A 22,475-nucleotide genomic window follows, 5' to 3' on the forward strand; every position below is an offset into this window, starting at 1 on the left:
TTCAATAAAGCACTAAGATAAGCAAACGAATCAATAGAATGCGTGTATAAAAGCGCAGCAACTTTAGGAAAAATACATGGCACTGTTTGCTGTGATCGGTTTAGGAAGTTTTGGGGCAACTGTTGCCACACAACTGATGTCACTTAAACATGAAGTGATTGGTATCGACCTGAATAAGAAATATGTTGGAAACATTTCGGATGAACTCACCCATGCCGTGATCGCGGATGCTACTGACGAGCATGTGCTGGATGAGCTCAATGTTCAGAACTGTGAAGCGGTTGTAGTTGCCATTGGTGAAGATATTGAAGCCAGTATTCTCTGCGTGCTACATCTTAAAAATATGGGGGTGAAAAAGATTTGGGCCAAATCCAAGTCCAAAGCCCATCATATGATCCTGACCCATCTTGGGGTCGATAAGATTATTCATCCAGAAGAAGATATGGGCGTGCGGATCGCGCAATCCTTAAGTTATCCGATGGTGAGTCGCTATATGGCGCTTGAGGATGAGCGTTATCTGGTCAAGATTGAGATTCATGCCGAGCAAAGTGGTGTAAAACTCAATCAACTCATGGATCATGTTCCAGAAATTAAAACCATTCTGCATAAGCGTGGCCCTGATGTGCAATATATCATTGACCCACATCTGATTCTTAAAGAGGGTGATATTTTGCTTGTGGAAGGTTTGCTGGAACCTTTGCGCCGTCTGTCCAGGCATTTTAAAAATCTATGAAAATAACTTCTCATAAAAACCGGACCATTAATCTCAGTCCACCCAGCATCATCGCACTGGGATTTTTAGCATTGATTCTGGTTGGATCAATCTTGTTAATTCTGCCGATCTCTCATCATGGTGAAGTGACTTGGTTCCAGGCGATTTTTACTGCCACTTCTGCAGTGACGATTACTGGTTTATCAGTGGTCAATGTCGGTGAGGCTTATACGGTCTTTGGTAAGATTGTAATTATGCTGCTCCTACAATGCGGCGGTTTAGGTTTTATGACTTTTGCTATTCTAGCTGCTATGAGCCTAGCACCTAAGATGGGATTACGGCAACAGGTCATGGCACAGGAATCTATCGGACAGACTAGCCTGAAGAAAATCAGTTTTACCATTAAAAATGTATTTCTTTATTCGCTATTTTTTGAAGCGATTGGCACGGTGATTTTGACTATCGCCTGGTTGCAGGACTATAACTTTAGTCAGGCTTTCTTCAATGCCTTATTTTATAGTGTTTCCGCTTTTAATAATGGGGGCTTTTCCCTGTTCCCAAACAGCCTGATGAGCTTTGCAGACCAGTATTTCATTACCTTTACCATCAGTATGCTATATATCATTGGCGGGATTGGTTTCCTGGTATTGATGGATGTACGTCAGCATAAGCGTTGGAGCAAGCTGAGTACCAATAGCAAACTAATTTTGACTACCATTGCAGGACTGAATCTATCTGCTTTTATCCTGATCTGGATTCTGGAAGCATCTAATCCACAAACGCTGGCATTGATGAGTGTCGGTGATCAGGCAGTCAATGCATGGTTCCATGCTACCGTGCCGCGTTCTTCCGGATTTTATAGTCTGCCATTAGATCAGATGACCAATGCCTCAACCCTTGTGACCATGTTCCTGATGTTTATTGGTGGTGGCTCTTTAAGTACTGCAGGTGGCATCAAGGTTGGAACGTTTATTATTGTCGTGATCAGCGTGATTAGCTTCTTACGGCGTGAAGATGAAATCCGCCTGTTCCGACATTCAATTTCTGAAAAAACCACCTTTAAGGCCTTGGCAGTGGTATGTATTACGGCGCTGCTGATCGCTGGCGGTTTTATGAGCCTGTTGATTCTGGAACCGAATCAGGATTTTCTGGATTTGTTATTTGAAACGGTTTCTGCAGCCTGTACAGTGGGCTTATCCCGTGGTGTCACCCCTGAGTTACAGCCAGCCAGTTTGCTCATTCTGATGCTGCTTATGTTTACCGGCCGTTTGGGCCCACTAACATTGGCTTACTTTATTGCCACACCGAAAAAGAGCCGGCTTAAGCATCCGCCTTCTGAAATTCAGGTTGGATAAAATTTTCAGACTTAAAAAATCCACGTCTAAGCGTGGATTTTTTATAGATGAGGAATCTTTTAAAACCAGTTCATCAATGAGACACCCAATCCGACATAGGTGGCCTTATGGTTATAGTCAATCAGGCTTTCACCATAGCCATCAAACAGTTGAAAATGTCCTCGCAAACGGCCACTGATTGGAAATGACCAGTCAAACTGGGCAGCGCCACGGTTATCATCACCGCCTTTTAAGGTATGACGTAGCATCAGAGAAAAATCATGATCTTTCCAGCGGTAGAATGCAGTCATATCGCCACGACCGATATAGTCGACAATATCCGGATTATTATCATCCGGTAAATCTTCTTCGAAGCGATACCACGGACGTACCATTAACGCGAAGTTATTACGTTCAAAGCCCAGATTCAGCATGACCCTGTTCCAGCTACGTGACAGCGGATCGGAACGACCATTGGACTGATGGTTTAGAGTCAGACCCAGCATACGCCAGTCCAGACCGAACAGGTCATAATTGGTACGGAATACCAAACTCACTTCTGGCTCGTAGTTGGTTTCACGGAATGGTCTTGATTCTTCCGAGTTATACACTTGCCAGCGTGAAGACTGAGTATAAGCCACCCAAAGATCGCCATTATCTCCAAGGATATTTTCAACCGCTTTTGTTTTTAGCGACAGCTGAAACTTGGATTCCATCGACTTCAAGTTCTGGTCTTCTTCGACTGTATTGACCGGGTTTTCACTTTGTGGAAACTCGTTTTTCTTGGAAGTCCAGAAGCCTGGCAATACATATACTGGTTGATAGGAACGGATATTCCAGGTACCAAGTTTACTTTCCGGTGATAATTCCCAACGGCTGTCTAATAACGAAAGATTCGGTTTCAGTGGAGAACCTTCACTCACCGATACCGTAGAAACGGTTTTATCAATTTTGGCTTTCAGGTTATCGGGTTCAGGCGCAATGTCAGCAGCTGCACGACGTTCAGAGACCAATACCACTCTTTCTGCTTCTGGTACTTTAAACAAAGCATCATAACAAGCCAGACGTTCTGCATTGGTTTCTACCGCTGCACAGGCCTCTGCCGTTGCCGGCATTGGACTGCTGGGGATCGTGGTTTTACTTTCTTCCGCATACACCTGCGCCCCACCCATACAGCCAAGCAAAATACTCAGCTGCAAAGTCGGGCGCCTAAACGAATTAAGCGCCATTCAATTTTCCTTTTTTATTTTACTGAACTTGTTGAATCACAAATCCGAGCTGTTCCAGTGCTTCACGTTTTGCTACTGGCGCAACCACTGCACGAGACGGCTGTTGCTCGACTAAATATTGCTGAGCAACACGCTTTAAGTCATCCAGTGTCACATTCAGCAAACGTTCACGTAATTGCTTACGGAATGCTGGAGTACGCTGATGCAGATAAGCATAACAAGCGGTGATCGCTTCACCTGCTGGTGAACCCGGTTTATCCATGCTGGCGATTAAGCCCAAAATCGCTTCTTCTAACTGATGTGGCTGCTGTTCTGCATTCAGTAACCATTGCACGCTCGCGTCAAAATCTTTGAAGGTTTCTGCTAGACGTGGATCACGGTAGCTATAGAAACGGAATGAACATGCATTGCCGTCATAGCTGGCACCACCGCCATAAGCACCGCCTTTTTCACGGATCGCACTATGCAGGTAACCATTACGCAAATAGCCTGCCAAGACCATCAACGGTGCTGCATCAGGATGAGACACTTCTACCGCTGGATAAGCTGCTGCACAGAACTGCACATTGGCCTGAATCAGCCATGCTTCATCTGCTTCATTTAATACTTTTTCAGTTTGAGTCAGTTGTACCGGATTACGGTCTACAGCAACCTTGTCCCAAACATTCTGAACCTCTTCAACAAGATGATCCGCTTGCGGTTCTTCGCAGACCAGCAGGAACTGTTTTGGTGCTTGCAGTAAAATACGATGAATGTGTTTCAGCTCTTCAATCATGGCATCATAAGCGGCTTCATCTTTTTCAATTTTTGAAACCAGATTCATCAGCCAGTTCAAAGCACCTAGACCAGTATTATGATAATCACGGGTTGCTAAAGCACTGTGCTGACGCGAAGCTATTTGCATCGCATAGCTATGACCTGAACCAGAAACACGTGAATGCCAACGCGTTTTACGCTGTTGTAGCAATTCAATAATGCGGCCTTTCTCATCAAAACGAAGCTGTTCAAAACCAGTTTTCAGCAACTGAATCGCTTGCAGGTTATTGACTAGAGATTTGGTGGTTAATGTCAACCAGGCTGAAATCTTGTTCTTGTCATCCACTTTCGAGCGTAATGACGCTCCCATACCTAGACCACCACTCACAGCAGTCTGGATTTGCTGGAATTCAAGATAGTTGTACTCGCCTGCACCGACTTCACCGACCAGAATGGATAGTAGGTTGAAGTATGGCGATTGCACCACTTCATCTGGAATCTGTACCAGCACTTGTTGGTAATAAATACCGTTGGTACCGGCATAATAAAGGTTTAATGGTGTATCGATACCATTCGAGATCACTTCACGCAGCTGACCTTGTACGATTTGCATTTCAGCAGGCACATCTTCTAAACCAACTTTAGGCAATAAGTTCAGATCATCTGGAGTATCTTGACGAATATTCAATGCTTCAGTTTGCGCAATGATTTCAGCTTTCTGCTCTTCAGTCAGTGTCTTGCCAATTTCAGCCAAACGTGCTTTTTCAGCTTCAGCTTCTTTGGCAGATTTAGTCGCATCCGGAACTAAGGTCAATTGCACACGGTGCGGGTTATCAATCAGATGCTCTTTAATCAGATTAGACAGCCACATTGGATCTTTCAGTTCTTCTTTAACTGCAGCAATCGCAGAATCAACATCCCAGACTTCAACCGGATCACGATGATGAATCGCACTACCCAAACCATTCAGAATCAGGCTTAGACCATAAGGCGTACCATCACCATTGATTTCACGTTGATGCAGTTCGATCTGATGCAAAATCGCATCTACTGCCTGCTGATCGACTGGTTTAGCCGCAACATCTTCCAGAATTTTGAACACGCCATCTTTAAATTCTTCAGCATGTTCTGGGTTAGATCCTTGCACTGCGCAGTAGAAGGTCATCTCAAAGTTAGAGTCATCCACGCCCATAAACGGACCGGTTGCATCTGCATAACCACAAGTTTCAAGATAATGACGCAGTGGTGATGCCGAATCTTCCAGCAGAATACCTTCCACCAGACGCATGCCGAGACGAAGTTTGATTTCACTTGCTTCAGGCAATAACCATGAAATTACATGATAAGTTTTGTCACGTAGATCATCTGCATCAACGGCATAAGTATCAGTTACCGATACTGGCGCAGACAAACGGGTTTCAGGCGTTGAATATAAGGTCTGACCTTGTTCAAATTTAGACAATGCCAGCGTTTCAAACTGTTCTTGTAGTTCAAAAGCTGACTTGTTACCAAAAGTCATAAACACTGCATTACTTGGATGGTAATGTGACTTATAGAAATCTACTAACTCTTGGTAAGTTAAATCAGGAATATCTTTAGGATCACCACCTGAATTGTAGTGATAGGTGGTGTCTGGGAACAGATAATAGGCTAACGTATGATAAAGCTGATCTGAAGGTGAACTCATCGCACCTTTCATTTCATTGAATACCACACCTTTATAAACCGGTTCACCATTTTCCAGTTCAATACGAATGCCTTCCTGCGCAAAATCCAACGGATTCAGGTTCGCTGCAAATGCCGCGTCCATATACACTTCCAACAAGTTCTGGAAGTCTTTATCGTTCTGGGTTGCAAATGGGTATGCCGTCCAGTCCGCCGCAGTAAAAGCATTCATGAAGGTGTTCAGAGAACGGCGAATCATCAGGAAGAATGGATCACGTACCGGGAATTTTTCTGAACCGCAAAGCGCCGTATGTTCAAGAATATGCGCTTCGCCTTTCGAGTCCATTGGCTGCGTACGGAAAGCCACTAAAAAGACATTTTCATCGTGATTAGTCGCCAGGTGATAATGAGTGGCGCCGGTCACTTTATGCTTATATTCAGACACTAAAATGTCTAAAGCTTCAACATGGTGTTGACGTACCAACTGAAACGCAGGATGTACAGTTTGTGAAATGGTTTCAGTGACATCTACAGTCATGCGATCTCCTAATTTTTAGATAAAAAACAACTGATCGCATTATAGCTTTAGTTTTTGTTATTATTCACGCTGAAAACCGATCATTTTGATCGAATTAAGTAAACTTGGTCATTCAGAAAATGAATCACCAAGTATTTGAACCGCATTATTTAAATCAAAAATCGACTAGATCAAATATTTAAAGTAGTTGTAATTCGGGTGGTTTTCAACAAAGACATAGTTCTGCTTCTGATAAAAGCTTGCTGCCAGTTTGGTTTCAGTATGCAAACACAGTGCAGAATAATGCGGACGTGCCAGTTGTTCCAGATAAGCCAGTAATTGTTTGCCGACACCATGCTGACGATATTTTGGATGCACATAGAAACGACGTACACGGCCAATACGTTCTTCCACACCATCTGGTCCCCATTGCTGGTTCAAACCACCACAAGCAATCAGCTTGTCACCATCATAAGCGACAGCAAGATATTCATTGTCATTACTAAATGAGTTTTTTCCTGTGCGATATTCTTCAACCAATTTCTCAATTAAATCATAGCCTTCCTTTTTTGCTAAAGTAGCAAAAGTTTCGATTTGATCTGGGAGTTGTTCGGCTTTTACGATTTTAATATCCATATATACACACTGTCAGAAATTGTAGACTCGGGTCGACCTGCACTTGCATGAATATGCAGCTACAGGTGATATAACACTTATAAATAAAATCCGCTATTTAAATCAATGGTACAAACGCAGGATTACGAAATTTATCTGATCTAATTCGACCAAAGTGCGAGATGAATGCCTGATAGCACATCCTAAAACTTTTTGAAAATGATTCAGCACCCTACAGCAAACCTGAGCATTCGTGTAAACTTAAGACTTTCGTTTTTGAATGTGACTCTCTGACATGGCAAATGTTGATCTTTTTGCAATTGGTAATGCGCTAATTGACCAGGAATTTAAAGTATCTGATGACTTTTTAACTGCAAACAATCTGCAAAAAGGCACCATGCAACTGACTGATGGTGAAACACAAGCTGCGCTGTATGAGAATTTAAAAGCGACTCAAAATTATAAAGGTCAGGCTTCTGGCGGTTCTGCTGCAAACACAACGGTTGCCTTTGCAGCTTTAGGTGGTTCAGCATTCTATGCATGCCGCGTAGGTAATGATGATCTGGGTCAAATCTACCTAAATGGTTTAAATGAAGCTGGAATCAACACAACAACCCGTTCAATCAGCGAAGGCGTAACAGGTACCTGTATGGTTCTAGTGAGTCCAGATTCAGAACGTACCATGCATACTTATTTAGGTATTACTGCTGAATTGACGGATGTTCAAATCGATTTCACACCGCTGAAAACTGCAAAATGGTTGTATATCGAAGGTTATCTGTCTACTTCAGAAACTGCCCGCCATGCAGTTGAACAGGCACGTACCATTGCCCGTGCCAGCGATGCAAAAATTGCCTTAACTTTGTCCGATCCAGCCATGGTGCAATATGCACGTGCTGGCTTAGACGAAATGGTTGCTGATGGCGTAGATCTATTGTTCTGTAATGAACAGGAAGCGTTAATGTACACAGGTACTGAAACGATTGAAGCTGCTTTAGTTAAATTGCAAGAAATTAGCCAACACATTGTTATTACATTATCAGCCAAAGGCGCACTGATCTGCAATGAAGGTCAAAGCTTTACTGTACCGGGCCGTAAAGTGGAGGCAGTTGATACCAACGGTGCGGGTGATGCTTTTGCTGGTGCTTTCCTGTATGCACTGAATGCAGGTTTAGGCTGGAAAGCTGCAGCTGAACTGGCAATCCTGATTTCAAGTGAAGTGGTTTCACAATTCGGACCACGCTTGGCAATAGCTGAATATGCGGCATTATTGGAAAACTTCCAAAAGGAATGTGCTTAATGTTTAAAATTTGCATGACCGAAGACATCCCGGAACGTGAAGCACGTTCCTTTGAAACGCCGGATAGCGATACCATTTTTATTACTCAACGTGACGGAATGTTCTACGCCTACCAGAACATTTGCCCACATTTGCAGGTGGAATTAGAGTTTCTGGAAAACCAGTTCCTGGATCGTGATCAGGAATTTATTGAATGTTCAACCCATGGTGCTTTATTTCTGGTTGAAACTGGCGAATGTATTTCTGGTCCATGCCAAGGTCAAGCACTTGAAAAAGTAGAGATTACCGTGCATTCTGATGGTGGAATTTACCTCACAGAATAACTCTTAAATTGGACGCTACCATGCCGGCATTTTTCGTAGACTATAACTTGATGCCTTTTCATCTAAGTTTATTCGCTGTGATTCTGCTAGGCGTGGTAGAAACCTTAGGCTACATATTTAAAATCCGCCCGACTAAATTTCTTAAACAGATTTCCCCTTTCAACTTTCACAATCTTGATCTGCTTAACGTCAAGTTTTCCAAAACCCTGATTGTATTTTTCCTGCTGATGAATTTCAGTTTTGCCGGCTATGTGCTGCAACTGCTGATCTATTCTCAGGAGCAGGAATTTCTACCCGCGTATTATCTGATTATTCCTGCACTAATTATCGCGATTTTCTTTACCGTATTTATGATTCACTGTCTGGATCAGGTGATTCCACCAAAATATAAGAAACACCATGTCAATCTGATTGGTCGTCTGGCAACTATTTCCAGTGGCAATGCCCGCCCTGGATTTTCTGCCCAAGCACGCGTACGAGATGAATTTGGTCAGTTACACTATGTACAAGTCGAACCTGAATTTGGCGAACTGGAATTTCAGTCGCAGATTATTTTAATCCGTATGCGTAAATCGCATTATGTTGCCAAGAAAATCAGCAAGTCCAATCGTCTGTTTAGCCTCGATCTGGAACGCTCATAATTCTTAAAAAATATAAAAGCCCGGCATATGCCGGGCTTTTTTTATAGCAATCTCAGTTAACGCTTTAAGAAACCTGCAACCATATTCAGGACATTCTGAATATCATTATTGGCTTCCTGTTTACTGGTTTGTTCACCTTGCGGGGTTAATGAGTCAATAATCTGCGGCAGGACTTTGGAAATGGCACTATATACATCCTGCTTCGGCGCATGCACCTGTTCAGCAACTTGCTCCACTTCCTGATCGTCAAATAGTAGCTGTAGTTGCTGGTTATCCACGGGAGCATTCTCACCTGGACCAGTAGACACCCAGTCATCCACCTGATTGGTTAATCCCTGTCCTTTAAGCTTATCCAGTGCACCTTGTAAACCACCCTGTTTCTGAATCCAGGCGAGTACCAATGGCAATACAGCGATCAGTAATGTCTTGGTTCCACTTGAACCCAAGCCTGATGATCGAGATTGTTGATTCGTTTGTTGGTTTGGCTGCTGTTGTGGTTGATCAGCGCCGCCTAATTGACTCAGTACAGAACCTAAAATCCCGCCAAATCCGCCTTGCTGAGACTGACCAGTTTGACGCGTATTACCCGTATTTAACTGTCCAAGGACTGCACCCAAAATTCCACCCAAGCCACTTTGAGACTGTTGCGACTGGTTCTGGGATTGATTCTGATTGGTATTCTGCTGTTGCTGACCACCACCTAAGGCTTGCTTGGCCAGTATCTCTACAATATTACTGAGGTTTGTCATACTGCTCATCCTGTCAATCTTTCTTACAGCATACGTGGCGAGCAGAAAGTTGAAATGGATGAATATGTTAATATTTGCAATGAAATTTAGTCGTTTTTTTTCATTACCAACGGAACTTATCCCAGTTTTCCGGATTGGCCCAGAATTTGGAGTTAAACCAGTCTGGCACATGCTTATAAGTCAGGATATTAAATTGCCATAAGGCAAAGTCAGCATCATGTGTCGTTTTATCAATGAGTTGGGTTAAGCCTAAAGAACGTAGTAGTTTCTCATCCTGTAAACGGCTCACCACCACCAGACGTTTTGCAAATAAATCACGTAGTTTAACCAAGATCTGACTGATCATTTGATTGGATAACTCACTCGTTTCAGAAGTATCTAGCATCACTACTGCCAGGTCATAACGTTGCTGAAAAGGCAGACTTAAAAAGTCAGATACGCTAAAATAATGCCATTGAATGGACTGATTAAACTTGACTTGGGTCAAATCCTGACCAATACAAATCGCAGTTTTTATGGGCTGTTCCTGTGCAAAATCGTCTAGCATCGAAGTGATGACATTCTGTTCAGCCATAACAGCATCCTTATGATTTAAGTGAGTAATTTATATGGAACTTCAAGGCATTTGCCATAAAATGCACGCCGGCCTCAAGAACCTTAGTGTAACTGATCAAGATGTACACCGGGCAAATGTTGAATATAAATTCATATTAGATCGTTCAGAAATTGATCTCCCATTTAGCCTGGGTCAGGAAATCGAGATTGAATGGACCGGCAATATCTATTGCGTATCTTGTGGTGCTAAAACCTCAAAGTCTTTTTCCCAAGGCCACTGCTTCAAATGCTTTAAAACCAAAGCGTCTTGTGACATGTGTATTATGAAGCCGGAAAGCTGTCACTATCATTTGGGTACCTGTCGTGAAGATACCTTTGCCCATGAAGTCTGCTTCCAGCCACATATTGTATATTTAGCCAATTCAAGTGGACTTAAAGTCGGAATTACCCGTGTCAATCATATGCCAGGTCGTTGGCTGGATCAGGGTGCAACGCAAGCCCTACCGATCATGAAAGTAGGTTCTCGTCGCTTATCGGGTCAGATGGAAGTTATGTTTGGTACCCAGGTTGCCGACAAGACAGATTGGCGCAAGCTGCTCAAAGGTGAAGCTGAGCCGCTGAATCTAATTGATATCCGTGATCAGCTACTTGATGAATTTGAACCACAAATTACCACAATTCGTGATGAATTCAGCATGAGTCTTGACTTCAATGAAAATGTTGAGATTCTGGAACAAGAGCGACCACGTGAGTTTATCTATCCGGTAGAAAGCTATCCAGAAAAGGTCAAATCCCATAACCTGGATAAAACTCCCGTGATCCGTGGCAAGTTACAAGGAATTAAGGGCCAGTACCTGATTATGGATACCGGTGTAATCAATATCCGTAAATATACCGGTTATGAAATTAAGGTTCGTGCTGAGTAACCGGAACTATTTTAGAAAGCGGGATAAAGTGTCCCGCTTTTTAATTTCCTATTCAGGGAATTATCTAATGAAATTTAAAATACATTTCAGGTTTTCAATATAACTTTCAATTTTAAGATAGTTCTTTGGAACTAAAACTAATTTTGAAAAATAAAAAACCGGCTCGAAAGCCGGTTTTTTATCAAGGAAAATCTGTTATTTGATTTTCGCTTGTGATTTCAGATAACGCGTATAGTCATCAAATTCTTGCTGACCGCGTAACTGAGCATAAAGTTTTGCAAGCTCAGTACGTTGCTCTTCGCTTAAGACATCAATCGGATTCTTCTTCACTTCAGATACAGCAACTACCACCAGCTCATTTGGCAGGCTTGCTGTGGTCACAGACCAGAATCCAGCTTTAGGCGCTTTCACACTAAATGCTGCACGTTGTACATCACGTTTTAGCAGACCTTCAGCACGAGTATAGATCCCCGCATCTTCAAACACCAGATTGCCTTTCGCTACAGAAGCAGCAGGCTTAGTCTTGAATTCATCAAGAGATTTCTGAACTTCGGCTTTTGCCAGAGCAAGTGCTTTTTCTTCAATCAGTTTTGCTTTAACACGTGGTTTCGCTTCAGCCAGTGATTGCTCACCTGCTGCATGGTAATTACGCACTTTTACCCAAGCCACATCACCATTCGCTAACTGAATGCTAGAAGACACATTACGATCGCCATTCTTCACATCATCATTGAAAAGTTTTACTTTCACATTGGCATCGCTTAGCAATGGATCGCGAGTAGATAAAGTCACACCTTTGGCTGATTGTACACGAACACCTTTCACTTCTTGTGTCACCACATCCAGTGAGTCGCTGCTTACGACCATATCATTCAGGCCATTTACCGTATCAGAGAATGCATTGGATTTTTTAGAAGCCAACACTTCTTCACTTAGACGTGCTTTTTGTGATTCAAATGATGGCACAGCAACATCAGGTGCCTGTACCGCAATAATGTGATAACCATAATCAGTCTTCACAGGTGCAGAAACCTGACCTGATTGTAATGAAGCAACAGTCTTGTCGAAGGCATCCCCAAACACACCCACTTCATACACTGCAATTGCACCGCCTTTGGCTTTCGACTCAGGATCTTCTGAATACTCCGCTGCAGCTTGAGCAAACGTTGTACCTGCTTTAATTTTCGCAGCGACGTCTGCAGCCAGTTTTTGAGCTTCAGCTTCAGAACGGTTATCCGCAGTAATCAGGATATGTTTTACTTCTGGCTTAGCAGTCGATTTTTGCGCTGCGACAAAGCTGTTATAAGCATCTTGGAGTTCTGCATCGGTTACCGTAACAGCAGCGGTATTGATATCAGTTGCTTTTAAAACTACGTAATCTACATCAACACTGGTTGGCTGCTTAAACACAGTCTTGTGTTTTTCATAATAGGCTGCAACATCGGCATCCGTAACCTTGACGTTTTTCTTATAGGTCTCAAGATTTACGCTGGCAATGTGTACATGACGTTGTTCAGTCTGTAAGTTTGCAATCTGTTGAATTTCAAGCTTGCTCACCAAAGGATAGTCAATAAATGTAGACGACAGCATTTTCAATGCATGATCCGTACGCAGACTTGCAATCAATTGACGGCTATTCATTCCTACAGAGCGTAAATAGTTTTCATACAGCGCATTGGAAAACTGACCATTTTCCTGGAAACTTGGTTGCTGAGCAATCATCTGTTCAATTTGCTGATCACTGAGGCTGATGCCGAGTTCTTCAGCTTGTTGCAGTAAAACCGTACGTGCAACCAGCGTATCCATTGCCTTTTGATCAATGAATGCCTGATTTAATAATGTTTCATCGCCATTGGCATAACTAAGATATTGTTCTTTGAATGATTTTGTCAGAGATTCCAGTTCTTTTTTAGAGATATCTGTGCCATTTACCGTCTTGGCTGTATCTTTGTTCCCACCACTAAAATATCCTTCAATACCTACAAGCGCTAAAGGGGTCAAAAACAGAACGAGCAAGACCTTGCCCAGCCATCCCTTAATAACTTTACGAAAAGATTCCATAAGTATTCCAATATTTTATTTGCATGGGATTTTACCCGAAAAAACCCACTGAATGAATGTGTTAATCCTGACTATTTAATTAATCAATAAAAAAACGCGCCTAGTGAGGCGCGTTTGGTTGCTGTTGGCGATTAAGCTACAGCGTCTTTTAAGCCTTTGCCAGCTTTGAAGCTAGGTACTTTGCTTGCTTTAATTTCAAGCGTTGCACCAGTTTGTGGGTTACGGCCAGTACGTGCAGCACGTTCTTTAACGCCGAAAGTACCAAAACCAACTAGAGTAACTGTGTCACCTGATTTTAGAGCTTCAGTAACAGAAGCAATTGTAGCATCTAAAGCTTTACCTGCGTCAGCCTTAGATAATCCCCCTTTCTCTGCAATTGCATCAATTAATTCTGATTTATTCATGAAAATTACGTCCTCTTAATATCGTTTATTTAAGGTCCAAGAATTTGTTTACATTGCCATAGCGACTTTATAACAATGGTTTAGGTCTAAACGCAATACTCTTCGACCTGTTTTTTTTTAAAAAATAAGCGAAAAAAACATTGAATAATGAATAAAGTCACTTTCGTTGTGATTTTTTAGACAATTCATCCTGTATTTTTTCCTGTTCTGCCGTCAACTGATCGACTTTAGCATGTAGCTGCAAGATCAGCTTTTCCAGATGCTGTACGTCCTTCAGCGTCACTAATCCTATACGATTCAATGAATGATGAACAGAGTGATCAATTAATTTTTCAACTTTATCTTTGGTATCTGTGACTGACTCTTTAGCCTTTTCTGAGACTTTTTCGACAGTTTGATCAGCAATGTCAGTCGTTTTGGATTCCAGCTCTTCCCCAACCTTGACTAATGAGTCGAATAATTTGTTGCCTTCTTCCTCGGCACGAGAGAATGCGCCAAGTCCAGCCAGCCAGATTTGCTTGGTATATTTACGGAAGTCGAGGACAGACTTACGCTCAGATCCTGATCTGGACTTGCTTTTTGATGTTTTTTGTTCTGCTTCTGGGATTGCATCCTGTGCCGCTTCAGATTTGTCCATGTGCACGCCTCCTGATTATTTTCTCTGCAAATTTTATATAGAAATCTACAAAATGACAGCATATTAGCAAATTTAATACTTGCCAGTTTTGCTAAACTGTTCTACAAAGCAATTTATTTCAAGTTTTAAGTTTAATCCCTGAAATATCAATTAGGCAGGATGCTTTATATTTCAAATTTTCAGGAAAGGATTGGTTGTATCTATGAGCGAATCGCAGCAAAGTCAAAAGCAGCCGCACTTATTGCTGACAATGACTTTAATTGTTTTAGAAACGATTTTCACTTTTATTCTAAAATATGATCGCGTTGTTGCATTACAAGCTAAAAAGTTTATTGATGAAGAAATTGCTATTAAGATTAATAGTTATATTCCTTATTTTGACATTTATGTACAGTTTACCGATAAAGGTTTGCTGTTTGACCATAAAGCGCCGAATAAGATCATTGAACTTGATGTGCGTACTACCCTGTCCGATCTGATCAAAATCTTTATTTTTGGCAATCGTCGCAGCATTAAAGCCATGCGCATTGATGGTAATCAGATCCTTAAAGATGAATTTCGTGATCTGCTGACTTTATTCGCCCTGCCAAAACTGCTTGCCGACTGGAAACAGTGGCTATATGAACCTTCTGATGAATCAGATGTGGTTACTTCTCGTAACCGTTTAGCTCCACTTTTAGATAAAATTGATCAGCAACGTTCTAAAATTAATACCCTGCAGGTGGAAGTTAAACAGTACAAAAACCGGATTCGACGCATGCAACGTCGTCAGAAACAAATAAATATAATCTTTGGTCTTATTACCATAGGTTTAATTACGTTATTAGTATATAATTGGTTCGCGTAATAAATCCTTCTTTTTTGTACGATTTAGCACCTCATTTAGCATAATAAAAAACTTGACTATTTTAGTCAGGATTCTTAAAATCGACACATCTAGTCTAACCATGTGTATCGAATCATGCGCTTAACCACTCGCGGTCGCTACGCAGTGACTGCTCTTCTTGATCTAGCTTTGCAGCCAACTGAACAAACGATCACGCTTGCTGAAATTGCAGCTCGTCAAACCATTTCTGTTGCCTATCTTGAGCAGTTATTTGCGAAACTAAAACGTCATGGCTTAGTTTCAAGTGTCCGTGGTGCCAATGGTGGTTATCATCTGGCGCGTAATGCTCAAGACATCACTGTGTTAGAAATCATTGAAGCTGTAAACGAAACTGTTGACGCTACTCGCTGCGACCATAAAGGCAACTGCCAGAATGGTGCGATGTGCTTGACTCACGATTTATGGCAGGAACTCTCCCACCACATTGCCGATTATCTCGCAAAAATCTCGCTTGCTGACCTTGTAGCTCGTGACAACGTGCAAACCGTTTCACTTCGCCAAAATTCAGCATCTTTTGATTCAGCTCTTTTATCGGTTACAGGTATTTGACATGAAACGTCCGATTTATCTTGACTATGCAGCAACCACTCCTGTAGATCCTCAAGTTGCAGAACGCATGATGGAATGCTTAACTTTCGAAGGTACCTTCGGTAATGCTGCATCTCGTTCACATGCATACGGCTGGCAAGCGGAAGAAAAAGTTGAATACGCACGTGAACAGGTCGCTAACCTTGTGAAAGCTGACCCACGTGAAATCGTATGGACTTCTGGTGCAACTGAATCTGACAACCTTGCATTAAAAGGTGTGGCTCAGTTCTATGCATCTAAAGGCAAGCACATCATTACTTCTAAAATTGAACATAAAGCAATTTTGGATACATGCCGTGAGCTTGAGTCTGAAGGCTTTGAGATTACTTACCTGGAACCACAACCAAAAACTGGTTTAATCACTCCAGAGATGGTTGAAGCTGCGATTCGTCCAGATACCATTCTTGTTTCCCTAATGATGGTCAACAACGAAATCGGTACTACAACTGATGTCGCTGCGATTGGTGAAATCACACGTGCCAAGAAAATTTTCTTCCACGTCGATGCTGCACAGGCTGCGGGTAAAGTTGAAATCGACTTATCTACTTTAAAAGTAGATTTGATGAGTTTCTCTGCGCACAAAATCTATGGTCCTAAAGGTATCGGTGCCCTGTTCGTACGTCGTAGCCCACGTGTACGTCTAAAAGCACAAATGCATGGTGGCGGTCATGAACGTGGCATGCGTTCTGGTACTTTAGCGACTCACCAGATCGTAGGTATGGGTGAAGCATTCGAACTTGCTGGTAAAAATTTACAGTCTGAACAAGCACGTTTACGCGTACTTCGTGACAAGCTTTGGAATGGTTTACGTGACCTTGAACAGGTATTCCTGAATGGTCACGAAACTTACAACGTTGCGAACTACCTGAACGTGAGCTTCAACTTTGTTGAAGGCGAATCACTAATGATGGCTCTGAAAGATGCAGCAGTATCTTCAGGTTCAGCATGTACTTCTGCAACGCTGGAACCTTCTTATGTTCTACGTGCATTGGGCCTATCAGACGAACTTGCACACAGCTCAATCCGCTTCAGCTTTGGTAAATACACCACTGAAGAAGATATTGATCATGTACTTGAAGTCACTAAAGCTGCTGTTGAGAAGTTACGTGAACTTTCTCCGCTTTGGGATATGTACAAAGAAGGTATCGACCTTTCTTCCGTTGAATGGGCTGAGCACTAATCTTGCGTCAGAGATAACAGCATTTGTGCTGTTATCTCATTGATAAAATTTTTTTAATCCCCATATTTAATATTAGGCTGACCCCGAGTTTTGGAGAAGCAACATGGCTTATAGCGAAAAAGTAATTGACCATTACGAAAACCCACGTAACGTTGGGGTTTTAGACAAAAATGCAGAAAACGTAGGTACAGGCATGGTGGGTGCACCTGCATGTGGCGACGTGATGCGTCTTCAAATTCAAGTGAATGATGAAGGTGTAATCGAAGAAGCACGTTTCAAAACTTATGGCTGCGGTTCAGCAATTGCATCTAGCTCACTGGTAACTGAGTGGCTTAAAGGCAAAACTCTGGACGAAGCTCAAGCGATCAAAAACATTGATATCGCAACTGAACTTGCTCTTCCTCCAGTAAAAGTACACTGCTCTGTACTTGCTGAAGATGCCATCAAAGCTGCTGTAGAAGATTACCGTAGCAAAAAGACTAAAGCTTAATTGCTGACGTGTATTTTTGAAGAAAGATTAACGGAGTTTTCATGATCCATTTAACTGAAAATGCTGCAACTCATATCAGCAATTACCTCAAAAATCGTGGTAAGGGTGAAGGCATTCGCGTTGGTGTGAAAACTTCAGGCTGTTCAGGTCTGGCTTATGTGCTGGAGTTCGTCGATGAAGTTGATACCCATGACGAAGTATTTGAACAGTTTGGTGTTAAGGTTTTCGTAGACCCGAAAAGCCTGGTTTATCTCGAAGGTATGGAGATGGACTATGTGAAAAATGGTCTGAACGAAGGCTTCGAATTTAACAACCCGAACAAAAAAGGTGAATGTGGCTGCGGTGAATCCTTCACTGTTTAAGGCTTAATCACTAGCGCACATTTCCCTTTGCAGCATTAAAACAGTGTCATCTACACTGTTTTAATTGCATTTAGGCAGTAGTTTTTAGTTGCATATTAATCGTGGATCCAATCTCCCATGAATCATTTTGAGTTGTTCAACCTTCCTGTCGCACTTGATATTGATCCAGCTGCCTTAAAAGCTGAATTTCTAAAGTTACAGCAACAATACCACCCGGATAAAGCTGAAGACAAAGACCAGGCCCTGATCAAATCAAGTGAAATCAATCAGGCGTTCAAGGCATTATCTGCTGTAGATAGCCGCGCTGCATACTTACTTTCATTGAAAAAACAGGATTATCATCTGGATCAATCCATCAGTGATTTTGAGTTCCTGCAAGACGCACTGGAGATTCGTGAACAGCTTGATGAAGCTGGTTCGGCAGAAGACTTATCTTCACTGAAAGTTGAAGTTCAACAGTGGATTGATGGTTTGGTGCGTGAATTCAAAATTGATTATGAAGATGAAGACTGGGCTGAGGCTCGCGATACTGTGCGTAAACTGCGCTTCTTTGTGAAAGTCATGGCAGATATCGATAAAGCAGAAGACCGCTTCCTCGATGACGACAGCTTTGACCTCGATGACGATTTTTAATTTCTCTCTTTAATATTTAACGTGCAAAGGATGTAACACTATGGCTCTCTTGCAGATTGCAGAACCAGGTCAATCAAGTGCACCGCATGAACACCGCATTGCGATTGGTATCGATTTAGGCACCACCCACTCTTTGGTTGCCACGGTTCTTTCAGGTAAAGCCAAAGTACTTAATGATGAACAAGGACGTGTGTTACTTCCTTCTATCGTTCATTATGCAGAACAAGCGACTCAATATGGCTATGAGGCTGCACCATTCACAACGACTGACCCAAAAAATACCATTGTTTCTGTAAAACGTTTCATGGGTCGCTCTCAAGCGGATATCAAATTCCAGCACCCGTACACTTTGGTGGGTGAAGCGAATGAAATGCCAGCGTTTGAAACTGCGCAAGGTCGTAAAACACCAGTTGAAATTTCAGCACAAATCTTAAAACAGCTGAAAGACCGTGCCGAAGCCAGTCTAAAAAATGAAATTAATGGTGCTGTCATTACAGTTCCAGCCTATTTCGATGAAGCGCAACGTCAGGCAACCCGTGATGCGGCTCAATTGGCTGATTTAAACGTACTGCGTTTACTGAATGAACCTACTGCTGCTGCAGTTGCTTATGGTCTGGATCAGGAAACCAATCTTAGTACAGATCGCAACTATGTGATTTATGACCTGGGTGGTGGTACTTTTGACGTTTCGATCTTACGTTTCTCGCAAGGTGTATTCGAAGTATTAGCCACTGGTGGCCACACTGCTCTTGGTGGTGATGACCTAGATCGTCTAATCCTGAAATGGGCGAAGAAACAGCTAAATATTGAAACATTAGATGATGCGGAATACGCACATTTCATTACCGCTTCACGTAAAGCTAAAGAAGCACTTTCTGATGCTGAATCTGTAGAACTGAAATTATTGGATCATGTCTTAACTTTAGACCGTCCGACTTTTGAAGAGATCATTAAAGTCGCGCTGGATAAAACCATCAGCGTATGTAAGCGTGTGATGCGTGATGCCAAACTGGAACTGGATGATATTCAGAATGTAGTTCTAGTGGGTGGCTCTACCCGTTCATATGCTGTTCAGAAAGCCGTTCGTGAAGTCTTTAATCAAGAACCACTATGCACGATTAACCCGGATGAAGTGGTTGCGATCGGTGCCTCTATTACCGCTAATCAGTTGATTGGCAACAGTAAAGATGGATCATTATTATTAGATGTGACTCCACTATCTCTTGGTTTAGAAACCATGGGTGGTTTGGTAGAACGTTTAATTTCACGCAATACTGCAATTCCTGTCGCACGTCGTCAAGAGTTCACAACTTATCAAGATGGTCAAACTGCCATGCTGATTCATGTGGTGCAAGGTGAACGTGATCTGGTTGAACATTGTCGTAGTTTAGGTCGCTTCGTGTTACATGGTATTCCACCAATGACTGCAGGTCAGGCACGTATTGAAGTGACTTTCCAGGTCGATGCAGATGGCTTGCTGACAGTATCTGCACAAGAAACCACGTCTGGCGTGAAAGCGCATATCGATATTAAGCCATCTTATGGCTTGTCAGGCGAAGATACTGAACGTTTATTGCTTGAAGGCTACAAATTTGCTGAAGAAGACAAAAACCTGCGTCATCTTCAGGAAACCAAAGTCGAAGCACAACGTGAACTTGAAGCACTTACTCAAGCACTAAAAGTAGATGCCAAGTTATTAAGTGAACCACAGTTGACTGAACTGCAAGCTGCTCAAGCCAAACTTGAAAAAGAGTTGCAAGGCACAGATATCAAAGCGATTGAATCTGCCGTAGAACAGCTTAAAATACATAGTGATGCATTCGCAGCTGCTCGTATGAACCAGCACATCGATGCAGCGCTAAAAGGTACTAAACTCGACGACTGGTCAAACTCAAACTAATTTAAGGTAAAGACTATGCCACGTATTAAAGTTCTTCCACATGCGCAAATTTGCCCTGAAGGTGCTGAGTTTGAAGTTGAACAAGATGCCAACCTATGTGAAAGCTTACTGAATAATGGAATCAAGATTGAGCATGCTTGTGATATGTCATGTGCATGTACCACTTGCCACGTGATTGTACGTCGCGGCTTTGACAGTCTGGAAGAAATGAATGATGTTGAAGCGGATCTGTTAGACCGTGCATGGGGCTTGGAGCCTGATTCACGTCTGTCTTGTCAGGTAAAAGTGGTTGATGAAGATCTGGAAGTTGAAATTCCGAAATACACCATTAACCATGCTTCTGAAAATCACTAAGTGATTTATATAAAAAACCACGCTCAGGCGTGGTTTTTTTACATCTGAGTTTTATGACAATAGATTTTTGTTTTAACTAGCGCGACTGGTCTTTTTTTCTGATGGGTCCGTCCCAGTTTCATGTTGCTGTTTTTCAGCCTCTGCTTCTAATACGACAGGCTCTCTGACTGCTGCACTTTCTGGCAAATGCTCAATCACCTCATCTTCCAGTTTCAGCTTCACAATACCTTGGGAATTGGTCATCTTCTGCTGGGTTTGAATCCGCTTGATCATATTTTCAAGTACATTGACCAGTTTTGGATATTCGTAGTTCTGAACTTCATCCAGATTAAGCAATAGATGAAAACCTTTATACTCGTAATCAAACCAGCGCTGATAATCAATTTTCTCTGAAGTATAACGTTCCATGACTTGCCAGGTACGTACTGGTTCTTTAATGCCTTTCAGGAATACTGGTTTCTTTGCTGCACAGAGATAGTCATTCTTGATCAGTGTATGCGTATCTTCAGAAATCAGGATTTCATCGACTTGTGCAGCACTTTGCAATCGCGCTGCCAGATTGGCATCACGACCGACGATGGTATACGCCATACGGTGATTAGCCCCATAATTCCCGACGTGGCAATAACCGGTCGAGATTCCCATACGAATATGTAGCGGCGGATAACCCATTTTCACCCAGCGTTCACGCAGAATTTTCATTTGCTGACGCATGGCAATTGCCATATCCAGACAGTTTTTAGCATCCTGCTCAGCACCATCTGAATGTGGATCCCCAAAGAAGATCAGGATCGCATCCCCCATGAATTTATCAACTGTACCTTCGTAATGCTTGGCTATTTCAGTCATGTGACTGAGATAATCATTCAGCAGGAAGGCCAAATCATCAGGGATCAGCGTTTCAGAGAGTTCGGTAAAACCCTGAATATCTGAAAAGAAGACAGTGAGTTTTTTACGCTTGTATTCAATCTTGGCTTCAGACTCGCCTTTCATAATGGATTGCCACAACTGCAAAGGTGCATATCGACTCAGCTGATTGGCAAATTCCATATAGCGGTTCATCTGATCATAATAATGATTCTTTTTTTGCGCCATATAACGTGCACGCGTTGTTTGATAGTAGTTACCTACGCCAAAGTAGGTTACCAGACAAAGAAAGCCTAGAACCGTCAACTCGCTGCTGGTCGGCTGAAAGTATTCACCAAAACCAAAGATAAAAATATTGCTGACATAAAAAATGGCAATACCAATCAGGCTTGCCAAGGAAAACATCAAAAATGAAATTTTGTTACTGATTGCGGTATACAGCAATGCGAACAATGCCAATAACGACAGCACCAGACTCATATGCATTGCAGAAAGAACTACTGCAATGACAGCAATATCCAGCACAAAGAACACATTACGCTTGATATCAGTATTGTAACGGTAGATCAGCCAGCGTGATAGCTTTGGAAGCGCCAGGATGATTGCAAGAAAGAAAAACGGGATGAAAATCTGGTAGTGCGTATCAGGCTCTGTATAGTGAAAAACGACGATGACCAGAGACAGCATGATATATCCCATCAGTCGATGGAAATATTCAAACTGTTTCGGTTCTTTGTGTACCCAATCGTCTATTTGCACTCAGTTGCTCCTTGCAGCACTGTATATTTTAC

23 protein-coding genes are annotated in these 22,475 nt (G+C 42.3%); 14 read left to right on the forward strand and 9 right to left on the reverse strand.

All coding sequences use genetic code 11. The annotated features are described in order from the left end of the window. Positions 1 to 76 precede the first annotated feature (76 nt). A complete protein-coding gene (locus BS636_RS13850; RefSeq protein ID WP_099339309.1) occupies positions 77 to 733 on the forward strand; it encodes a potassium channel family protein in 657 nt (218 codons plus the stop codon). Beyond that, complete coding sequence (locus tag BS636_RS13855) at positions 730 to 2,067, forward strand: TrkH family potassium uptake protein (protein WP_099339310.1); 1,338 nt, start codon at positions 730 to 732, stop codon at positions 2,065 to 2,067. Before BS636_RS13850 ends, BS636_RS13855 begins: the two co-directional genes overlap by 4 nt. A 59-nt stretch (positions 2,068 to 2,126) precedes the next feature. Here the strand turns inward: BS636_RS13855 and BS636_RS13860 are convergent, their stop codons facing one another. From BS636_RS13860 to BS636_RS13870, 3 genes are all read right to left on the reverse strand, one after another. Then, positions 2,127 to 3,275 (reverse strand): phospholipase A, encoded by a 1,149-nt coding sequence (locus BS636_RS13860; protein ID WP_099339311.1) that lies wholly within the window; start codon positions 3,273 to 3,275, stop codon positions 2,127 to 2,129. A 19-nt stretch (positions 3,276 to 3,294) separates the two neighbouring features. Then, positions 3,295 to 6,234 (reverse strand): insulinase family protein, encoded by a 2,940-nt coding sequence (locus tag BS636_RS13865; RefSeq protein ID WP_099339312.1) that lies wholly within the window; start codon positions 6,232 to 6,234, stop codon positions 3,295 to 3,297. 165 nt (positions 6,235 to 6,399) lie between these two features. Continuing rightward, positions 6,400 to 6,849 (reverse strand): GNAT family N-acetyltransferase, encoded by a 450-nt coding sequence (locus BS636_RS13870; RefSeq protein WP_099339313.1) that lies wholly within the window; start codon positions 6,847 to 6,849, stop codon positions 6,400 to 6,402. Between the two features lie 274 nt (positions 6,850 to 7,123). On the opposite strand from BS636_RS13870, the gene BS636_RS13875 reads away from it, so the two are divergent. The 3 genes from BS636_RS13875 to BS636_RS13885 are packed head-to-tail and all read left to right on the forward strand — an operon-like array spanning position 7,124 to position 9,092. Continuing rightward, positions 7,124 to 8,128 (forward strand): adenosine kinase, encoded by a 1,005-nt coding sequence (locus tag BS636_RS13875; RefSeq protein WP_099339314.1) that lies wholly within the window; start codon positions 7,124 to 7,126, stop codon positions 8,126 to 8,128. Between the two features lie 14 nt (positions 8,129 to 8,142). Further along, a complete protein-coding gene (locus BS636_RS13880; protein ID WP_171266096.1) occupies positions 8,143 to 8,451 on the forward strand; it encodes a Rieske (2Fe-2S) protein in 309 nt (102 codons plus the stop codon). 20 nt (positions 8,452 to 8,471) lie between these two features. Continuing rightward, positions 8,472 to 9,092, forward strand: a complete 621-nt coding sequence (locus BS636_RS13885) for an OB-fold-containig protein (protein ID WP_099339316.1) — start codon at positions 8,472 to 8,474, stop codon at positions 9,090 to 9,092. A 56-nt stretch (positions 9,093 to 9,148) separates the two neighbouring features. On the opposite strand, the gene BS636_RS13890 is transcribed toward BS636_RS13885, so the two are convergent. After that, positions 9,149 to 9,841, reverse strand: coding sequence for a YidB family protein (locus BS636_RS13890; RefSeq protein ID WP_099339317.1), 693 nt, complete (start codon positions 9,839 to 9,841; stop codon positions 9,149 to 9,151). A 103-nt stretch (positions 9,842 to 9,944) separates the two neighbouring features. Beyond that, the gene (locus BS636_RS13895; protein WP_099339318.1) at positions 9,945 to 10,415 is read right to left on the reverse strand and encodes a DUF6231 family protein; all 471 of its coding nucleotides are present in this window, start codon (positions 10,413 to 10,415) and stop codon (positions 9,945 to 9,947) included. Between the two features lie 34 nt (positions 10,416 to 10,449). On the opposite strand from BS636_RS13895, the gene BS636_RS13900 reads away from it, so the two are divergent. Continuing rightward, positions 10,450 to 11,322, forward strand: coding sequence for a DUF2797 domain-containing protein (locus BS636_RS13900; RefSeq protein WP_099339319.1), 873 nt, complete (start codon positions 10,450 to 10,452; stop codon positions 11,320 to 11,322). 195 nt (positions 11,323 to 11,517) lie between these two features. Here the strand turns inward: BS636_RS13900 and BS636_RS13905 are convergent, their stop codons facing one another. The 3 genes from BS636_RS13905 to BS636_RS13915 all read right to left on the reverse strand — a co-directional run bounded on the left by BS636_RS13905 (position 11,518) and on the right by BS636_RS13915 (position 14,424). Then, positions 11,518 to 13,383, reverse strand: coding sequence for a SurA N-terminal domain-containing protein (locus BS636_RS13905; protein WP_099339320.1), 1,866 nt, complete (start codon positions 13,381 to 13,383; stop codon positions 11,518 to 11,520). A gap of 131 nt (positions 13,384 to 13,514) precedes the next feature. Further along, positions 13,515 to 13,787: an HU family DNA-binding protein gene (locus tag BS636_RS13910; RefSeq protein WP_004279807.1), complete on the reverse strand. Its 273-nt coding sequence runs from the start codon at positions 13,785 to 13,787 to the stop codon at positions 13,515 to 13,517. 157 nt (positions 13,788 to 13,944) lie between these two features. Then, positions 13,945 to 14,424: a phasin family protein gene (locus BS636_RS13915; protein WP_099339321.1), complete on the reverse strand. Its 480-nt coding sequence runs from the start codon at positions 14,422 to 14,424 to the stop codon at positions 13,945 to 13,947. A 202-nt stretch (positions 14,425 to 14,626) separates the two neighbouring features. Here BS636_RS13915 and BS636_RS13920 point away from each other — a divergent pair, with 202 nt between their 5' ends. From BS636_RS13920 to fdx, 8 genes are all read left to right on the forward strand, one after another. Next, positions 14,627 to 15,271, forward strand: coding sequence for a hypothetical protein (locus BS636_RS13920; protein WP_099339322.1), 645 nt, complete (start codon positions 14,627 to 14,629; stop codon positions 15,269 to 15,271). A gap of 114 nt (positions 15,272 to 15,385) precedes the next feature. Then, positions 15,386 to 15,859, forward strand: a complete 474-nt coding sequence (locus BS636_RS13925) for an Rrf2 family transcriptional regulator (protein WP_004812744.1) — start codon at positions 15,386 to 15,388, stop codon at positions 15,857 to 15,859. A gap of 1 nt (position 15,860) precedes the next feature. Then, the gene (locus BS636_RS13930) at positions 15,861 to 17,078 is read left to right on the forward strand and encodes an IscS subfamily cysteine desulfurase (RefSeq protein ID WP_099339323.1); all 1,218 of its coding nucleotides are present in this window, start codon (positions 15,861 to 15,863) and stop codon (positions 17,076 to 17,078) included. A 103-nt stretch (positions 17,079 to 17,181) separates the two neighbouring features. After that, positions 17,182 to 17,568 carry a Fe-S cluster assembly scaffold IscU gene (iscU, locus tag BS636_RS13935; RefSeq protein WP_086174262.1) on the forward strand — a complete coding sequence of 129 codons (387 nt, stop codon included), beginning with the start codon at positions 17,182 to 17,184 and terminating at the stop codon, positions 17,566 to 17,568. 41 nt (positions 17,569 to 17,609) lie between these two features. After that, positions 17,610 to 17,930 carry an iron-sulfur cluster assembly protein IscA gene (gene iscA, locus BS636_RS13940; protein WP_099339324.1) on the forward strand — a complete coding sequence of 107 codons (321 nt, stop codon included), beginning with the start codon at positions 17,610 to 17,612 and terminating at the stop codon, positions 17,928 to 17,930. A 117-nt stretch (positions 17,931 to 18,047) separates the two neighbouring features. After that, positions 18,048 to 18,563 carry a Fe-S protein assembly co-chaperone HscB gene (gene hscB / locus BS636_RS13945; RefSeq protein WP_099339325.1) on the forward strand — a complete coding sequence of 172 codons (516 nt, stop codon included), beginning with the start codon at positions 18,048 to 18,050 and terminating at the stop codon, positions 18,561 to 18,563. A gap of 40 nt (positions 18,564 to 18,603) precedes the next feature. Then, the gene (gene hscA, locus BS636_RS13950) at positions 18,604 to 20,463 is read left to right on the forward strand and encodes a Fe-S protein assembly chaperone HscA (RefSeq protein ID WP_099339326.1); all 1,860 of its coding nucleotides are present in this window, start codon (positions 18,604 to 18,606) and stop codon (positions 20,461 to 20,463) included. A gap of 15 nt (positions 20,464 to 20,478) precedes the next feature. Then, positions 20,479 to 20,817 carry an ISC system 2Fe-2S type ferredoxin gene (gene fdx, locus BS636_RS13955; RefSeq protein ID WP_004812732.1) on the forward strand — a complete coding sequence of 113 codons (339 nt, stop codon included), beginning with the start codon at positions 20,479 to 20,481 and terminating at the stop codon, positions 20,815 to 20,817. 72 nt (positions 20,818 to 20,889) lie between these two features. Here the strand turns inward: fdx and BS636_RS13960 are convergent, their stop codons facing one another. Next, entirely contained in the window at positions 20,890 to 22,443 is a 1,554-nt protein-coding gene (locus tag BS636_RS13960; RefSeq protein ID WP_099339327.1) for an adenylate/guanylate cyclase domain-containing protein, read from the reverse strand. Positions 22,444 to 22,475 lie beyond the last annotated feature (32 nt).

Origin of the sequence: Acinetobacter sp. LoGeW2-3 (assembly GCF_002688565.1) — a bacterium.
Taxonomy (GTDB): Bacteria; Pseudomonadota; Gammaproteobacteria; order Pseudomonadales; family Moraxellaceae; genus Acinetobacter.

Excerpts from the sequence above, each read along its gene's own strand:
- BS636_RS13870 (WP_099339313.1), bottom strand. The coding sequence starts at position 6,849 with ATGGATATTAAAATCGTAAAAGCCGAACAACTCCCAGATCAAATCGAA.
- BS636_RS13875 (WP_099339314.1), top strand. The coding sequence starts at position 7,124 with ATGGCAAATGTTGATCTTTTTGCAATTGGTAATGCGCTAATTGACCAG.
- BS636_RS13900 (WP_099339319.1), top strand. The coding sequence starts at position 10,450 with ATGGAACTTCAAGGCATTTGCCATAAAATGCACGCCGGCCTCAAGAAC.
- BS636_RS13890 (WP_099339317.1), bottom strand. The coding sequence starts at position 9,841 with ATGACAAACCTCAGTAATATTGTAGAGATACTGGCCAAGCAAGCCTTA.
- fdx (WP_004812732.1), top strand. The coding sequence starts at position 20,479 with ATGCCACGTATTAAAGTTCTTCCACATGCGCAAATTTGCCCTGAAGGT.
- BS636_RS13865 (WP_099339312.1), bottom strand. The coding sequence starts at position 6,234 with ATGACTGTAGATGTCACTGAAACCATTTCACAAACTGTACATCCTGCG.
- BS636_RS13920 (WP_099339322.1), top strand. The coding sequence starts at position 14,627 with ATGAGCGAATCGCAGCAAAGTCAAAAGCAGCCGCACTTATTGCTGACA.
- hscA (WP_099339326.1), top strand. The coding sequence starts at position 18,604 with ATGGCTCTCTTGCAGATTGCAGAACCAGGTCAATCAAGTGCACCGCAT.
- BS636_RS13910 (WP_004279807.1), bottom strand. The coding sequence starts at position 13,787 with ATGAATAAATCAGAATTAATTGATGCAATTGCAGAGAAAGGGGGATTA.
- BS636_RS13915 (WP_099339321.1), bottom strand. The coding sequence starts at position 14,424 with ATGGACAAATCTGAAGCGGCACAGGATGCAATCCCAGAAGCAGAACAA.
- BS636_RS13855 (WP_099339310.1), top strand. The coding sequence starts at position 730 with ATGAAAATAACTTCTCATAAAAACCGGACCATTAATCTCAGTCCACCC.
- BS636_RS13885 (WP_099339316.1), top strand. The coding sequence starts at position 8,472 with ATGCCGGCATTTTTCGTAGACTATAACTTGATGCCTTTTCATCTAAGT.
- BS636_RS13930 (WP_099339323.1), top strand. The coding sequence starts at position 15,861 with ATGAAACGTCCGATTTATCTTGACTATGCAGCAACCACTCCTGTAGAT.
- BS636_RS13880 (WP_171266096.1), top strand. The coding sequence starts at position 8,143 with ATGACCGAAGACATCCCGGAACGTGAAGCACGTTCCTTTGAAACGCCG.
- iscU (WP_086174262.1), top strand. The coding sequence starts at position 17,182 with ATGGCTTATAGCGAAAAAGTAATTGACCATTACGAAAACCCACGTAAC.
- BS636_RS13905 (WP_099339320.1), bottom strand. The coding sequence starts at position 13,383 with ATGGAATCTTTTCGTAAAGTTATTAAGGGATGGCTGGGCAAGGTCTTG.
- BS636_RS13860 (WP_099339311.1), bottom strand. The coding sequence starts at position 3,275 with ATGGCGCTTAATTCGTTTAGGCGCCCGACTTTGCAGCTGAGTATTTTG.
- BS636_RS13895 (WP_099339318.1), bottom strand. The coding sequence starts at position 10,415 with ATGGCTGAACAGAATGTCATCACTTCGATGCTAGACGATTTTGCACAG.
- BS636_RS13850 (WP_099339309.1), top strand. The coding sequence starts at position 77 with ATGGCACTGTTTGCTGTGATCGGTTTAGGAAGTTTTGGGGCAACTGTT.
- hscB (WP_099339325.1), top strand. The coding sequence starts at position 18,048 with ATGAATCATTTTGAGTTGTTCAACCTTCCTGTCGCACTTGATATTGAT.
- iscA (WP_099339324.1), top strand. The coding sequence starts at position 17,610 with ATGATCCATTTAACTGAAAATGCTGCAACTCATATCAGCAATTACCTC.
- BS636_RS13925 (WP_004812744.1), top strand. The coding sequence starts at position 15,386 with ATGCGCTTAACCACTCGCGGTCGCTACGCAGTGACTGCTCTTCTTGAT.